General features: G+C 57.3%; 14 protein-coding genes and 1 riboswitch. All 14 genes read right to left on the bottom strand.

The features are described from left to right. Positions 1 to 5: 5 nt before the first annotated feature. Positions 6 to 209 (bottom strand): sulfur carrier protein ThiS, encoded by a 204-nt coding sequence (gene thiS, locus H7U36_RS12290; RefSeq protein ID WP_033124320.1) that lies wholly within the window; start codon positions 207 to 209, stop codon positions 6 to 8. A 331-nt stretch (positions 210 to 540) separates the two neighbouring features. Continuing rightward, positions 541 to 647: riboswitch (TPP riboswitch) on the bottom strand. A gap of 52 nt (positions 648 to 699) precedes the next feature. Beyond that, positions 700 to 1,704 carry an ABC transporter substrate-binding protein gene (locus H7U36_RS12285; protein WP_033124321.1) on the bottom strand — a complete coding sequence of 335 codons (1,005 nt, stop codon included), beginning with the start codon at positions 1,702 to 1,704 and terminating at the stop codon, positions 700 to 702. Between the two features lie 118 nt (positions 1,705 to 1,822). After that, entirely contained in the window at positions 1,823 to 2,746 is a 924-nt protein-coding gene (locus H7U36_RS12280) for a sensor histidine kinase (RefSeq protein WP_191493457.1), read from the bottom strand. Positions 2,747 to 2,796: 50 nt separating this feature from the next. After that, positions 2,797 to 3,648, bottom strand: coding sequence for an ABC transporter permease (locus H7U36_RS12275; protein WP_205156251.1), 852 nt, complete (start codon positions 3,646 to 3,648; stop codon positions 2,797 to 2,799). Positions 3,649 to 3,658: 10 nt separating this feature from the next. Further along, positions 3,659 to 4,576, bottom strand: coding sequence for an ABC transporter ATP-binding protein (locus H7U36_RS12270; protein WP_138303219.1), 918 nt, complete (start codon positions 4,574 to 4,576; stop codon positions 3,659 to 3,661). 89 nt (positions 4,577 to 4,665) lie between these two features. After that, positions 4,666 to 5,343 carry a response regulator transcription factor gene (locus H7U36_RS12265; RefSeq protein ID WP_138303218.1) on the bottom strand — a complete coding sequence of 226 codons (678 nt, stop codon included), beginning with the start codon at positions 5,341 to 5,343 and terminating at the stop codon, positions 4,666 to 4,668. Beyond that, complete coding sequence (locus H7U36_RS12260; protein ID WP_033124325.1) at positions 5,315 to 6,103, bottom strand: LytR/AlgR family response regulator transcription factor; 789 nt, start codon at positions 6,101 to 6,103, stop codon at positions 5,315 to 5,317. The genes H7U36_RS12265 and H7U36_RS12260 overlap by 29 nt, the downstream gene beginning before the upstream one ends. Beyond that, positions 6,103 to 7,371, bottom strand: a complete 1,269-nt coding sequence (locus tag H7U36_RS12255; RefSeq protein ID WP_138303217.1) for a sensor histidine kinase — start codon at positions 7,369 to 7,371, stop codon at positions 6,103 to 6,105. Before H7U36_RS12255 ends, H7U36_RS12260 begins: the two co-directional genes overlap by 1 nt. A 62-nt stretch (positions 7,372 to 7,433) precedes the next feature. Further along, positions 7,434 to 7,772, bottom strand: a complete 339-nt coding sequence (locus H7U36_RS12250; protein ID WP_052083739.1) for a thioredoxin family protein — start codon at positions 7,770 to 7,772, stop codon at positions 7,434 to 7,436. A gap of 4 nt (positions 7,773 to 7,776) precedes the next feature. Continuing rightward, entirely contained in the window at positions 7,777 to 8,682 is a 906-nt protein-coding gene (locus H7U36_RS12245; RefSeq protein WP_205156250.1) for a trigger factor, read from the bottom strand. 56 nt (positions 8,683 to 8,738) lie between these two features. After that, positions 8,739 to 10,454 carry an ABC transporter ATP-binding protein gene (locus H7U36_RS12240; RefSeq protein ID WP_033124328.1) on the bottom strand — a complete coding sequence of 572 codons (1,716 nt, stop codon included), beginning with the start codon at positions 10,452 to 10,454 and terminating at the stop codon, positions 8,739 to 8,741. Next, a complete protein-coding gene (locus H7U36_RS12235; protein ID WP_033124329.1) occupies positions 10,448 to 12,205 on the bottom strand; it encodes an ABC transporter ATP-binding protein in 1,758 nt (585 codons plus the stop codon). The genes H7U36_RS12240 and H7U36_RS12235 overlap by 7 nt, the downstream gene beginning before the upstream one ends. Before the next feature lie 81 nt (positions 12,206 to 12,286). Further along, positions 12,287 to 12,832: a hypothetical protein gene (locus tag H7U36_RS12230; RefSeq protein WP_205156249.1), complete on the bottom strand. Its 546-nt coding sequence runs from the start codon at positions 12,830 to 12,832 to the stop codon at positions 12,287 to 12,289. Continuing rightward, positions 12,829 to 15,759 (bottom strand): hypothetical protein, encoded by a 2,931-nt coding sequence (locus tag H7U36_RS12225; RefSeq protein WP_205156248.1) that lies wholly within the window; start codon positions 15,757 to 15,759, stop codon positions 12,829 to 12,831. Before H7U36_RS12225 ends, H7U36_RS12230 begins: the two co-directional genes overlap by 4 nt. Positions 15,760 to 15,801: the final 42 nt, after the last annotated feature.

Here is a 15,801-nt window from a genome sequence, read left to right as displayed (position 1 = left end):
CTTCTCTAGCCTCCTCCCACAAAGCTCACGACCTCCAGTGTATCTCCGTCATCGATAAGACAGCTCTCATGCTCTCTTTTTGGTACGATGGCTCCGTTTTTTTCCACGGCCACCCGGTCCGACCGGTAGCCCTTCTCTTCCAGAAATGCGCTGACAGAAAGAGAAGACGAAAATATCTCTTCCTGCCCGTTTATGCGCGCTGTGATCATAAAGCTCTCCTCCTTTCTCCCTAAGCAGGCCGCTGCGCCGGAACCGAAGCGGGATATTGCTCCGAGATTCCCCGGGCTATTCCCGGCTATTTCCAGGATATTCCCCGAGATTTCCCAAGAAAAAAGGTTCACGAAAGAATACACCCGCGGTGGTGCACCCCTTCGTGAACCGTCTTAATCCATTTCCTGTTCACTCACATAGTCCTGCTGTATTTTGTTGTCTGTAAATCTCCTGACCTTTCTGCCAGACAAAGCGGGGCAGGTCCGCCCCTTTTTGCCGAAAGGATTTCTCTATAGAATAAGAAAAGGGAAATGGCATCATGCCATTTCCCGCAGTCTCTCATCTTTCTCCCTACGTTGGCATTATCCAAATCAGGTTCCCGGGTCGAAGTTCACAACTTCCTCTCAGCCTGTCTACAAGCTCCCCATATGCAATTTACATGTTCCAATATACTCATTTTCCCGTGAAAAGTCAATAGCCTTTCTTCCTCTACTCGGCTTCTATGGCCTCGTAGCCCTCAGGGATAGTAATGCCCAGCTCCTCGCAGATCGTGGGATTGTACTTTTTCGTCACCTGGGCTGCTGTCTCTACGTCCATGGTGGAGATGTCAGCGCCCTCCTCCAGGATCTTGTAGGCCATCTCGCCCGTCTGGTATCCCAGGTCGTAGTAGCTGATGGAAAGAGTAGCCACGCCGCAGCCGCTGCAGATGCCCTCCTCCCCCGCGATCACCGGAACCTTGGCAGGAAGACAGATGTTATTGATGATCTGGGTATTGGACGCCATAGTGTTGTCCGTGGGGATGTAGATGGCATCACAGTCCTCCACCGCATTTTGAGTCACAGACTGAATCTCGTTGGAGTCTGCCGCTGTGTACTCCTTGTAGGAAATGCCGTCCGCCTCCAGCTCTGCCTCAAAAAGCTCTGCCTGGTATTTGGAGTTGGATTCGGAGGAGCAGTACAGAATTCCCACTGTCTGGGCGTCCGGCACAAGCTCCAGGAGCATGTCCTCCTGCTCCTCGATAGGCGCCAGGTCGCTGGTTCCTGAAATATTCACTCCCGTGGCTCCTGTCCAGTCATCGATGCCCAGCGCACTGCCGTAATCAGTAACGGAAGTTCCCAGGATCGGGATGTCTGACGTCGCCTGGGCTGCTGTCTGGAGAGGCAGGGTAGCGTTGGCAAGAATTAAATCTACATCAGAAGAAACAAAATTATTAACGATGGTGGAGCACATAGTCTGCTCTCCCTGTGCGTTCTGCACGTCAAACTCTACATTGTCCTCGCCAAACAGCTCCCGGCAGGCATCCTGAAACCCTTCCGTGGCCGCATCCAGAGCCGCATGCTCCATCTGCTGGCAGATTCCTATAGTATATGTACCGCTTCCGCCTGCGTCATCTCCGCTGCTTCCAGAGCTGTCTCCTGAGCTGCTTCCGCAGGCTGCAAGTGCGGCTGTCATGACTGCTGTCAGTAAGATTGCTGTTACCTTTTTTAACTTCATGTCCTTTTCCTCCTGTCGCTTTATCGCTTAAAACTTCTACACTTTATAGTGCTAAAGTATTTATGAAATAAATTATACAGAGATACGCAGAAAAGTCAAGCCCTTTTTTATTTTCTTTTCACACGTCCTCTGTATACCCCTTTGCTCCACATGGCAGCGCCGCAAGCTGCACCTCAGCCACAAACCAGTCTTCCTCCATACGGGCGGCGATATCTCCCTCCATCCTGCGGGCCAGCTCTCTGGCAATGGAGAGGCCCAGCCCCGTGGAGGTCCGGCTCCTTGCCTCATCTGCCTTGTAGAACCTGTCAAACACATGCTCTGTATCAATCTTGTCCGGACAGGACACCTGGTTGGCAAAGGTCATGACAGCCCTGTTCCCCTGCCTCTTGAGCGCAATGCGGATCTTCTTCTCGCCGTGGTCCATCCCGTTCTTAATGAGATTCTGGATGACCCGCCTGAGGGCACGGGGGTCTGCCTCCACACAGATTTCCTCCTCAGGAATGGAAAACTCCGGTCTGATCCCAAGCGCCAGCCATTCCTCGTAGTAGGAAAACAGCGTCTCCTTCAGGATCCGGTTCAGCCGGCAGGCTGTCCTCTCTATTTCATAGCGCCCGCCCTGGAGTTTCGTGTAAGTGAACAGCTCCTCCAGCATCTCCTTCAGACTGCCGATCCTCTCCTGGATGATGCGGATATACCGTTCCTGCTCCTCCGGGTCTCTGGTCTCCCGGAGGAGCTGAAAATACCCGTCCAGGGAGGTGAGAGGCGTGCGGATATCGTGGGACAGGTCCGTGTAGATGCGGGCAATCTCTCCCTCCTTTTCCATGTACTCTCTGTGTTCACTTTTCATCTCCAGCAATAGTTCATTGAGCTCTTCTGCCAGCTCGCCCACCCCGCCGGCCCGGATCTGGGTCGTGATGAGCATATTGCTGTCGTGCTCCCGCAGGAACGCGATCTGGCGGCAGATGTCTTTCATCTGCCGCTGGTATTTCCACAGCACTACCGCTAGGATCACGATACCTGTTATAAGGATAATAGTCAACATCCTGTCTCTCTCCTTCTGTAAATGCTCCTCCTGTTGACTTCTCCTGTCCCCTACACATCCCTCTTCTGGAACACAAGAGCCCCCAGGCCTGCCGACAGGACAAGGAACAGGGCCGCTGTCAGCAGCGCTCCTGTCACGTCTGACGCGGAGGGCGCCAGGGGGAGCATGGCAATCTTTCCCGTGATGGTGTGGGAGATAATGTCAACATCTCCAGCCCCCATCCTGCGCAGCAGTGTCTCCGCCCCGCCGTACAGGAGGATAGCCAGGTTCTGGCAGAGCAGCACCCCCAGCACCATGCTCAGCACGCTGCTCCGTATGATCACTGTAAGGGCACACAGGACCACCATAAAGGTACAGTGCAGCGCTGTCTGCGCTCCCAGATAAGGGAGGAACTCGCCCGGGTCACCCCAGGCCAAAGCTCCAAAAAGCAAGGCATCAGAAATCGCCTCAATGGCCACGAAAAAGAGGATGGTAAACACTGTGTACACCATCACAGCCACCGCCTTGGCCGCCACAAGGGCCGCCCGGCTCCTCACCTGTCCCGCTGTGTTCTTCACATAGCCGCTGCTCATGTCCGCCCCGGAAAACAAAATCGTGAATATAGCAATAAAAAGAGCTATAAATCGCCCCTGTATATTTGCCGCAAACAGGTCAAACACAGTCACCTGCTCTCCAGGTGTGGTGGGGAGAGTGACAGTCATACCCAGATTGGGCGTCTCCTCCCCGCTCTCATCCGGCGAGGAGGGACTCACCTGCACCATATCCACCGATGCCTCGGCCGCCTTCCTTGTGTCTGCCCGATACTCATCCCGGCTCATGATATTAGTAAAAAGCACGCACCCCGTCAGCACGATGAGGATCACATAGGCGCTCCTTGTGTGGAGCATCCGGTATGTTTCCATTTTTATCATATTAAGCATTTGCCCCGCCTCCTGTCAGTTTTAAGAAATAGGTCTCCAGCTCCTCGTTTGTGACAGAGATGCCCCGCACAGGGATTCCTGCCTTTGCGAAGGCCATGTTGAGCGCCGCGCTCTCCTCCAGCCTCTCAAAAATATAGATGTGCTCCCTGTCTGCCACCTGGTATCGTTTTATTCCCAGGCGGTCCATCACCGGAACAGCCCGCTCCGGGTCATCCAGTGTGACCTCCAGCCTCTCGCTGCATTTTTCCATCAGCTCTTCGTTCGTCAACTCCTGGAGAAGAGTCCCGTTGTGGATGATCCCGTAGTCTGTGGCTATCTTGGAGAGCTCCTCCAGGATATGGCTGGAAATGAGGATCGTCATATTCCTTTCCCTGTTCAGCTTCAGCACCGTATCCCGCACCTCCGCGATCCCCTGTGGGTCCAGGCCGTTGATGGGCTCGTCGAGGACCAGCAGGTCCGGCTCTCCCACCAGGGCCAGGGCGATGCCCAGCCTCTGCTTCATGCCCAGGGAGTACCTCTTCACCGGCTTCTTGCCCACGCCCCCAAGGCCCACGATATCCAGAAGCTCCTCCTCGTATCCCCTCTTGTACACGCCAAGGAGCATGCTCTTCATTTTCAGGTTGTCTCTGGCAGACATGCTTCCATAGAGGCCCGGCCCCTCGATAAGGCAGCCCACCCTGGAGCGTATCCGGCTCAGCTCGCGGCCCCTGCACCCGAACAGCTCGATCTCTCCCGCCGTGGGGGAGGCCAGACCGCTGATCATCTGCAGGGTAGTGGTCTTGCCCGCTCCGTTCCTGCCGATAAAACCGTATATCGCCCCCTTCTTTATATGCATGCTCACCTGGTCTACTGCCCTGTGCCTGCCGTACTGTTTTGTCAATGCTCTTGTCTGCAGCAGCAGCTCACTCATATGTCTCACTCCTTTTCTCTCGATCTGTCTTACATTCTAAGGACCTTTCCTTAATCCTTCGCAAATAAAATCTAAAGAAAAGGTAAAGCTTACCGGGGCATACGGTAGCCGATACCCCATATAGTCTCAATGTACTCCTCCTGCGTCTCCTTCTTTATCTTCCTGCGGATATTGCTGATGTGCACATCCAGCGTCTTGGTCTCCCCCATGTAGGGCTCCTCCCAGGCGTACTCAAAGATCTCCTCCTTGCTGTAGACCCGCCCCGGGTGGGACAGGAGGAGTTCCAGGATGGCAAACTCCTGGCGTGTAAACCGGGGCAGCTCTCTTCCCCTCACAAAGACCTTAAAGGTCTCCTTGTCCAGGGTCATCTTCCTGTGGCTCAGAGTGTCCCCGGCAGCCTCGGCTGTCCCCCGCCTGCGCAGCTGCACCTCGATCCTTGCCAGCACCTCCCGTATCTCAAAGGGCTTTGTCACATAGTCGTCCGCCCCGCTCTTTAAGAGGTCCACCTTGTCGTCCAGCCGGTCCTTCGCAGTCAGCACAATGACCGGGATATCCCTCTTTCTGCGTATCTCCTCCAGCACCCTCTCCCCGGACATGCCCGGTAGCATCAGGTCCAGGAGGACCAGGTCAAAGGGCTCCATGTCCAGGCGCAAAAGCGCCTCAGTGCCGGAGTAGGCCTGGCTGCAGGTGTAACTGCCCTTCTCCAGGGCCTCCCTTAAAAGATTGTTGATATTTGTGTCATCGTCTATGATCAGTATGTGGTCCACCTTGCCCTGTCTCTCCTTTTCTTCCTGTTCCTCTTAGGAAGGAGATACCCAGTTTTTCCATCTCCTCCCTAAGCTTTCCGTACCGGCTTCTGCTGACCGGGACGGATGTCCCTCCCTCTAACTTCGCCTCGTAAGTCTGACCGAAACGGCTGGCGCCTACTGCCCGTATATTGGCAAGGGGCACCAGGAAGGACTGATGGCAGCGAAAGAAATGGTAGTCTAGGAAGATCCGCTCCAGCTCCTCCAGCGTGTGGGAGGTCTGCCAGGTCCCTCCGTCCTTCCTGTGGATCTGCACCTTCCGTTTCTCTTTGCATATGTAGAGGATCTGATCTGGCTCCAGGAACAGATAGTCTGCCCCGCTCCTGACAGCAATCTTCTCTTTTCTCGGCACACCTGCCTTTTTCCGCACCTTCTCAAAGGTCCGCTCCATCCGCCGGATATCCACTGGCTTAGTGAGGAAATCCACCGGCTCATACTCGTAGCTCTCCAAGGCAAAATCCGCGTGCCCGGTGAGGAATACATAGGGCAGACCCGGATGCCTATCTTCAATGTAAGCCGCCAGGGAAAAGCCGTCCCCGCCAGGCATTTCTATATCCAGAAAGGCCAGCCGGACCGGCTCCGTATCCAGAATCTGCCTGGCCGCCTTGGCGTCCTCGGCAAAGAGGATCTGGGACGGCTTTGCAAAATGCTCTAAGGCGGCGATGGAGTCCTGCGCCGCCACAGGCTGGTCGTCCACCAGAAGTATCTTTCCCTCAAACATCACGATGCCTCCTTCACAAGTCTAAGCGGGATCTTTGCCACGAAATGGATGACCTGGCCCTCCATGCGGGAGTACACCACGCCCCCGTACCTGGCCGCCAGGGCCTGGATGGAGGCGATGCCGATGCCCTCGTGCCCGCTCTTGGAGGAGGCGCCTGCCTGGTAGGATGCCATGGGGTCCCCCTGCCGCGTCTTGTTGGCCACATTGATGATGCAGAACTCGCCCCTTTTTAGGATCGTCAGATGGATGCCAAAGGATCGGTCCGGCAGCCGCTCCGTCTCGTCCAGGGCATTCTGCAGAAGGTTGCCGATGATCTTGTTTGTCTCATAGACATTGGTGGCGATCTGGGACAGGTCGTTCTCCACCGTGATCTCCAGGCGGATGCCCTCCTGCTGGGCCCGGCTCTGGAAGGAGAGGATGAGGGCGCTGACCGCGGCGTCTTTTAGGGGCAGCAACCGGTTCATGGCCACCGAATCCTGCAAAAGCTCCTCCAGATACTTCTCGCAGGCCTCGTAGTCCTTCCTGAGGAGCAGGCCGTGGAGAGTCTGCACATGGAAATTGTAGTCGTGCCTCTGGGAGCGGACCACGCTCATGTAGGTCTGCATGTCATCCCGGTACTGTTTCTCCGTGCGCAGGGACTCCCTCTCCCTGCTGGCTGCCACCACCAGGCAGAAAAGCCGCAGGCCTCCGAAGAAGGCGAAAAGGGCGAGGGCTGCCGTGGGCAGAGAGCATTTTCCCAGGACGGGGAGCGACAGGCACAGGCCAAAGGCTGCAAAGAGCAGCGCACGCCTCCCCGGCCTGTCCCCATCCTGCGTCCCCTCCTTACAGAAGTACTGCTGCCATCCCTCCTCCGGGAACTCCCGGGACAAATAAGCCAGGCCTGCGCAGACACCCAGGACGGACATCAGCGCCAGCATCGTCCGGAAGAAAGGGGAGAGGTAAGAAATCCCAAGGAGCGCTCCCGACACCACCCGCAGCATGCCAAAGCAGCCGCAGGCGAGAGACACGGCTGCCAGGATATCGACCAGGGATTTCTCCTGCTCCGCCCCATGGCGCAGCAGCACCGCCATGTAGGAGACCAGAAAGAGAAGGCAGGCCCCGCTGCCCAGACGGATCCCTGCGTCCAGGCACCAGGCCAGCCCGCAGACAGCTCCGCCTATAAAAGAAAGTACCAGGCTGCGCCGTACTCTCTCCCTCTCCCAGCGCAGAGCCGCAAAGCATGACACGGCTCCGCCCAGTCCAAGAAGTGCGTAATCGGCAAACAGCATGGTACCTCCTCCTTCTTCTGTGATCGTTTCCTCAAATATGTTTTAGTATAGCATCCCCTCTGCTACTTTTCAATCTTTTCATCGTGGTAGAGGAGCTCTGCCAACTCCCTGTGGATCCGCTCTGTGTCCATGCCCCCCACGGACTGGTGGACCACCTGCCCGTTGTGGAAATAGCGGAAGGCCGGGATGCCCATGATCTTGTATCTCCTGGCCAGTTTCCGGTACACAGACGTGTTCACCTGGATGAAGCGGATGAACGCCATATCGTCCGCCACCTCCCGGTAGTAGGGAGCCGTGCCGACGCAGGCCCCGCAGTTGTCCCCGTAGAAATCCACCATCACGTACTCTGCGCCTTGTACCAGCTGGTCAAAATTTTCCTCTGTCGCTTCTATCACTGCCATCTTCTTACACCTCCAGATATGTATTGGCCTCTCTCATCAGCATATGGAATGTGTGCTCCTGGAGCTTCACACTCTTAAATATCTCAAAATCCGCCTGTTTCTTAAGCTCCTCCACATCTTCCTTTCTCTCTGCCGCCATCTGCCGGACCATCTCTTCCATGTCCTCCTCTGTGACAGAAAAGCCATCCTTCTCACAGAAATAGCAGTAGATGACATTGGGAAGGTAGTATTTCTCCTGCTCCTGTTCCATGACCTTCATAGTCTCCTCCTCTGTGAGGGATGTGCCGTCCGGCTGTTTCTTCGGGTCCACACCTGCCGCCTCCAGGGCGTCGTAGCGGGTCTTGGCCTGGTGATGGCACCAGGCCGCCTTCTCTGCCTCGTCCACATCGAAGGTGCTCTCCCTTAGGATCGCCTCCAGCCAGAACTGGCAGATGCGGATGCTGGCCTTGTCCCGGTACGCCTGGTCGTGCTTTTCGTGGTACCAGCGCCGGTAGTCCTCCACGGTCTCCACGCCTGGCAGTCCCAAAAGGCCCACCAGCGTATCGCCCACTGTGAGGGTGCGCTTCTCCACTACCTTTTCCACCTTGAGCACAAGGGTCCTTGCTTTCAGCTGGCAGGAGAAGGTCTCCCCTTGTCTTTTGCCCAGCACAGCCTGCTCTGCCTCCTGGGCCCCCGGCAGGCTGCGGCCTGGATAGAGGAGCACCGTGCGCCCCTCCCAGTTTCCTTTTTCATCCTTCAGACAGGTGCACTGCACGCTGTGCCCGTCCTTCACAGGCCCCTCCATCTGCTGTTCGCTGGAGTGGTCCCTGGCCAGGGCCTCAAGCTCTTCGTCGATCTGGCTCTCCGGGAAACGCCATTTCTTTAACTCCTCCGGCACCGCAAGCTGCCGGTAGTCATAACACTGTGTCAACTTTGATCTCATCTTGTATCCTTTCCTTTCTGCTGTTCGCCTTCCGTCTGTCTATATTATTTCCCCGCCTCTGCCGCCTGGTGGGCAAAGGTCCGGTAGTAGTCGTTTGTCCGCAGCAGCTCCTCTGGCGTGCCGCAGGCCTCAATCTGGCCGTCGCACAGGACGATCACCTGGTCCGCGAACACAGTGGCGGAATAGTTGTGGGCGATGAGGATGGTGGTGCGGCCCTTCATCAGGTTGCTTAGGGCTTCTGTCACCGTCTTTTCGCTCTTCACATCCAGGTTGCTGGTAGCCTCGTCAAGGAGCAGGTAATCCGGGTTGCGCATCATGGCCCTGGCGATGGCAATGCACTGCTGCTGGCCGCCGGAGAAGTTGGAGCCTCCCGGCCCCACCTGGGCGTCAAACTGTCCCGGCGTGTCCATGACAAAGTCATAGACATTGGCCATCTTCGCCACGTGGATGAGTTCTTCTTCCGTCACCTTCCGCTCCACGCCGTAGAGGATATTGTCCCGCACAGTGCCAGATAGGAGAGGCTTATCCTGAGACACGATGGCAAAGCTCTTGCGCCAGGCGGACAGCTTAAAGTCCCTGACATCCCGGTCCCCAAAGAGGATAGTCCCCTCTGTGGGATCGTACATCCGCTCCAGCAGCTTAAAGAGGGTCGTCTTGCCGGCGCCGTTGGTCCCTACGATGGCCGTGACCTTCCCCTTTGGTATGGAGCAGCTTAGATCCCGCAGCACTTTGGCGCTCTGGTAGGAGAAGTCCACGTGGTCCAGGACAATGTCCTCGTCCGCCACGTCCATCTCGCAGCCCTCCTCCTTCTCGTCAGGCACATCTAAGACCTGCCCGATCTTCTTCATGATACCCGCGTTCTGGGAGAAAGTCCCCACGCTGGTGCACAAGGTAGCAAGCCGGGTCACCGCCAGGCCGCACAGGGTGTAGAAACCGATCAGCTTGCCCACGGTCAGGTCGCCGGAGGCGATCATGCGGCTTCCAAGCACAAAGGAGATGACGATGTTGAGGCATCCCATGACCTCCATGCCGGCAAGCTGGATCATGGATGTGTAGCTTAGGAGGATGTCCGCCTTGCACTGTCTTCCAAAAAGTCCCCTTGCCTTTTTCTGCTCCTCTCCCTCCGTGCAGAAGGATTTCATAAGGCGGATGCTGCGCACGTGCTCTGCCAGGTACCCCATGACAGAGGCCAGCCTTGTCCTGGCGGCAGCTCCCGCCGTGTAGGTCAGCCTTCCGTAGAGCCAGGTGATAAACACCATGACCGGGATCACCAGCAGACTGGCAAGGGCCATCTGGAACTGGAAACTGAACAGCTTCTGGTAGGCCACAATGCCTGCGTACACAGCAGTGAAAATGTCGATCAGCAGCTGGAAATAGTTTCCCGCACTCTCCGCGTCCGTAGTCACACGGGTCACCAGCTCGTTCACATTGTCTGAGTCATAATAGCTGGTGGGCAGGCGCATCATCTTGTTCCACATCCGCAGCCTCACCGCCAGGTTGATCTTCTGCAGGAGCAGTCCGGTCAGGTAGGTAAAAGCGATGGTGATGCCCCCTGTAATGAGCTGGAACTCGATATAGCGGATCAGCTCGTCTGTCTTGATGGAGTTCTGGGTCCCGTCGATGATGGAGGCCGTGATCGTGATGGCCTCCACCTCCACATGGGACTTGATCATGGAGATGACAAGCACCAGGAGGATGAGGAACCAGGGCAGCCGGATGCCCTTAAATATCTTTGTGTAGTCTTTGATCTGTCTTAGCATTGCGCCGCCTCCTTCTCTGCCTGACAGGCTGCGATCAGCTCCATGAAAGCCCCGCACTTCCCATACAGGTCATTGTAGCTCCCGCACCCGGCCAGTACGCCTCTGTCCAGGACAATGATCTGGTCCACCCGCCTGATAAGAGACAGGTCGTGAGTGACGATGATCTTCGTCTGATCTGGAAATGTATCAAAGATCGTATCCTGTACCATCCTGGCCGCCGCAGCGTCCAGAGCTGAGGTGGGCTCATCAAACAGGAGCACGTCTGCGCCCCGCATGAACTCCCTGGTGAGCACCAGCTTTTGCCTCTGTCCGCCGGACATAGAAGTGCCGCCTGGGGCCACCGGCGTGTCAAGGCCTGCGTCCCATTTCTCCAGGATTTCCGCAAAGCCCGTCTTGCGGGCTGCCTCCCAGATCTCCTCATCCGGCACCTCCCGGTGGAGCCCGTAGGTGAGAGCCTCCCGCACGGTGCCGCTGAAGACATCCGCCCCCTGCTGCACATAGCCCATACGCCCCCGCAGCGCCTGAAGCGGGATGTCCGCCACCGGCACTCCGCCTAAGGACACGGTCCCTTCCTGGGGCTCATAGAAGTGCTCCAGCAGACTCAGGGAGGTGGTCTTGCCGCTGCCGCACAGGCCGATAACTGCCGCGGAGCTGCCCTCCGGGATAGTGAAGGACACGTCCCTTAGGGCCTCCTTGTCCCCGTAGGAGAAGGAGACATGGTCAAAACGCACCTCGGTGCCAGCGCTTTTTCCTTCCCCCTGCCCTTCTTTTTCTTCCTCCTCAGGGGCGCGCAAAAGCTCCGCCGTGCGGGCCATGGCTCCCTGCACGCTTTTAAGCTTCATCCAATAGTCGATCAGATTGCTGAAGGAAGTGGAGAGCGTGCCGGAAAACATATAGAAAGCCACCCACTGCTGGATGTCAATGTCCCCTCTTTTCAGGAGCACTACGCCGAACACCATGACCACCATCACCTGGGCCATGCCAAGGAGGGTGGTGAGGGCTGTGATCACACAGTTCAGCTTATTGACCTTCATGTTGGCGTCAAAAAGCCCGTAAGAGGTCTTCTCCCCGTTTTTCAGCTCCCGTTCTTCGTTGGTGTAAGTCTTGATGAGCATCAGGTTGCGCACCCTCTCCGCCAGGTACGCGGTCAGGCTGCCGATCTCCTTAAACACGCCGAACTGGGTCCTGTACTGCCATCTTCCCACAAAGACTGCGTAAATAAGCTTCAGAGGAAGGAGGAGAAAGACCGACACCATCAGCCACACATTGTAGGAGGAGATGGTCTGCAGGGCTGCCGCCACATAGTAGATCGTGGGGAGAAAGCCCACCAGGAACTCCACCAGATACTCTGTCGCCGTCGTAGCGTCGTTTGTCATAGTGCTCATCAGATCCGAAGGATTGTGTCCGTCATAGTAATCCATGCGGATGCGGAGCATCTTCTTCCAGATCACCCTCCTTATATTCCTGGCCGCCACATGCCTGGCGGGCGAGCGCAGGGCCACATCCCCGCAGAGCACCAGGGTGAACAGCACATAGAACCAGACCGCGTCCACCAGAGCCTGGCTGTCCGTGCTGCCGCTCATCAGGCCTGCTGTCACCGTGGGAAGGTCCAGCATGACCCTGTTGTACAGGAAATTGCACAGGAAGGCAATGATGATCCAGTGCCACGGCAGGCGCATCTTCCGGATCACATGGAAGAAATCCTTCCAGTTTCCCCCGCCCTTGTGTCCCTCTTTTTTAACTTTACTCACTGTCGTATCTCCTTTCAGATCCCGTATATGAAAAGACGGCAGACAGAACATTCTTTTTTCTGCCCGCCGTCCGGAAGGTGCCTAATAATCTGTCAGTCCGTAAGAATTCTTCATCATCTCCGCATAGTCCTCCACTGTGTCACCGGACATAGCCCCCTGGGATGACAGGGTAATGATGGTCGCCTGGAGTGTGTCGCCGTCCATCACCGAGTAGAGTACATTGCCCTCCTGCGTCACCTGCTGCCCCTGGGAGGTGTAGAACTGGGCCAGCGCCTGGGCGGACGCCTCGTCCGGCGTCACGTAGTAGTCGTATTCCGCCGCGCCCTCCCCGTCCTTGGCGTAGATGATCTGGTATACATTCGTAGCGGTATAGCCAAAGTTCTTCATATCTGACAGAAGCTTGCAGCTCTCATCCCCGGTCAGCACAAAGCGCTGGTCAAAGTCCAGATCCTGGGGGTCTGTGTAAGTATAGGTGTCCGTCATGGCAAGGCTGAAATCCTTGTCCACCGTTGTCTCCTGCCCCGCGTCTCCCGCGTCAGAGCTCCCTTTGTCTTTGCCGGCGCCGCAGGCTGTGGCCGCCAGGCCAAGGGTGAGACAGAGCAGGACTGTGATCAGTTTCTTCTTCATCTTGTTTCCTCTCCTTCCTTATATTCCTCAAGCTGTTCTATCTGCTTCATCCATCCTGTGTATCCCTGCAAGGAGGCCTCAAAGGCCGGCTGTCCGACCGGCAGGGCGCTGATGCGCTCCGCCAGCTTTTCCGGCTTCATCCTCTGGCAGAAGATATGATCTCCCGCCACGATACACCGGTACTGGGCCACCGCCTGGCCATCCTTCGCGTAAAGGATCTCGTACACCTGAGTCACTGCTATCTGGCCCTGGCCTGCCGCCTGGGCCGCCAGAGCGCTCCGGGCGTCTCCCCAATACACAAGCCGCGTGTCAAAATCAAGATCCTGGGGATCTGCAAAACAGACACCCTCCCCCACAGTAAGCTCCTGGGGACCTGCCGGGCTGCCAGCTCTCAGACGGTCCGCCGCGTCGTCAAAGTCCGCATCGTTCCACTGTGCCGTGCTGCCGACCGTCAGTGCTGTCCCGCCGGACTCTCCGGCCATCCCGCCGTCTGCCGCCGTCTCACTTCCGGCCCCGGACGCCGCTCCTTCATCTCCTGTCCCGTCAGTCCCTGCCGGCATACTGCCTGCCGTGGAGGGATCAAATGTCCCTGCCTGTGATAAGCTGTCTTCTGCCTGCCCTGCTTCGCTCCGGCCATCTGCCTGCTGACCATCTGCCGCCTGAGCCGCATTTCCGGCTGCTGCCGGGTCAAATCCCTCCTGCTGCCCGGTCTCGCCTGCGACGGTCCCTGCGTCTGCCGGGTCAAAGGCCTCCGCCTCCCTGGCGGTCCGGGCTACGCTCTCTGCCGACAGATCCGCCTCCGGGTCCAGCACGCCCGTCACGGGGATCACCGGCGTGGGCTCCGTCTCCGCCCACTGCGCGGCTCCCGTATCCAGCAGTCCCTCCGCCTCGTAGAGCAGGCGGTTCATATCTGCCTGAGGCAGGCAGATGTAGGTAAGCGCTTTTCCGTCTGCCGTCACCTCGGTCATGCCCAGCTTCATCAAAAATCCTTCTATGTAGGCCCGGGGCGTTGCCTCTGCGATCTGTCCGTACTGTGCATACATATCAATCGTGTCCTGCAGATCCGTCCCGATCACCAGCACCGCATCTGTCCCCGGCATTGCCACCGCATACAGGCCCGCGTCCACGAACTGCCCTGCCAGAACTCCGGCTTCCTCTGCACTCGGCATGACGTAAATCTTGATTTCGTAAAGCGCACGGCTGTCCTGTTCGTAGATGACCTCATAGAATGCATTGGCTCCCTGCTGAGCCGCAAATCCGTTTGTCTCATCTCCATACAGTACATATCGTCTGTCATACTCTGGACCCGGCAGCACCTGCGCCTCATCGTACGTGTAGCTGTCGCTCACTTTCACGCTGAACGCCTCATCCGGCGTGGTGCCTGTCAGTCCGCCAGATGGCTCCTCCGGCTCCTCTGCCGGGTTGGGATTGCGGAAATACTGATAGCCCTCATTCTTGTAAAGAGCCGCCATATATGCCTCCGGGGTCGCCTCGTCCGCATAGCCCATCTGCACGTACATCTCCATCATGCTCTCGATCATGGCAAGATCCATATCGATGCAGGCCACTCTGCCTGTGACTTCGACTTCTCCCATGCCGCCGTACATGCTCTCGATCTGGGCCGCGTCATCTGCACTGGCCGCATCGTAGCACCGGTACACGGCCGCCAGTTTTCCGTCTTTCAAGTAATAGATCTCATAGACCCCTTTAACCTGACTTCCGATCTGGCCTGCTGCCGAGACCGCCCCGCTGTCCTCTCCGCCGTAGAGCACATACCTTGTATCATACTCCAGTCCTTTTGGATCTTCAAAGGTATATTTGTCTGTGATCTCCACAGGGAAGGAATTGTCCGCCGTCGCCAGAGCTTCCTCCAGCTTGTCGGTAAGCTGCTCATCCGTCACGGCCACGCTCGTCTCCCCGGAGGGATCGGGTGTATCCGGGTCGTCCGGTTTATCTGGCTGGTCAGGTTCTTCCGGGCCTGACGGGGTGTCCCCTCCCGGCGTATTTCCTCCCGGCGTATTACCACCCGGTGTAGTTCCCCCTGGCGTGGAGCCGCCCGGCGTACTTCCGCCGCCTCCACCGCCACTGCCGCCGCTGCCGTTTCCGGAGGATGCAGGCGGCTGGTACTCGCTCATGCCGCCAAAGTAGAACTGCATGCCAAGGTAAGCTGCCGGAGTCTCGGACTTGATAACGCCCTGATCGTAATATGTCCGGATCGAAGTCTGCACGTAGTCTCCTGATGAGTACACATACACGACATCCCCCCAGCGTCCGGCGCTCTGTCCGCCTCCATTATATACTCCCGCATAGGCCGAAGCCATCCTCTGTGCCTCCGCCTCGCTACTCATGACGTAACAGACATATTCGCCTGCCGCCTGGCCCCCCTTCGCATAGAGGACCACATACGCTTCTTTGCAGCTATACCCCTGCGCATTCGCTCTTTTGGCCGGGATGCAGTCGGAGCCTCCATGGAGCACGTACCTGGTGTCAAAGCTGAGCCCGGACGGATCCGAGAACGTACAAAGATCACTCATCTTGATGGGGTAGCTGTTGCTGGCGCTGGTGCCTCCCACCTGTGCGCCCCCGTTGTCCACATAGCCTGTCTGCTGTACAGCTCCGTCTGTTCCGGAGGCCCCGCCGGCTCCCGACGCGCCGTCGGCTCCGTCTTTATCCTGATTTCCTGCGCTCCCAGCGTCCACGTCATCTCCCTTGATCTTGTCCGCCAGGTCGGCCAGGGGCGAGTCCTCCAGGAGCTCTTCTATCCCGCCGTTCTTAGAGATCAGGTAAGCGCCTGTCCCCACGCCGCAGGCCAGGGCGGCCACAGCGACACCTGCAATGACCTTTGTCCTGGTCTTCATTTTTTTCTTCTGTCCTTCCGGCTGTTTCTCTTGTCCGTCCTGTACCTGGACCTTTTCCTCATTTTCCACTTCTGCCACTCTCCTTAGACGACTGTATCTTGCGTATTGCTC

Source organism: Faecalicatena fissicatena, from assembly GCF_016900595.1.
Taxonomy (GTDB): domain Bacteria; phylum Bacillota; class Clostridia; order Lachnospirales; family Lachnospiraceae; genus Claveliimonas; species Claveliimonas intestinigallinarum.
This window is presented reverse-complemented; position numbering and strand designations above follow the sequence as displayed.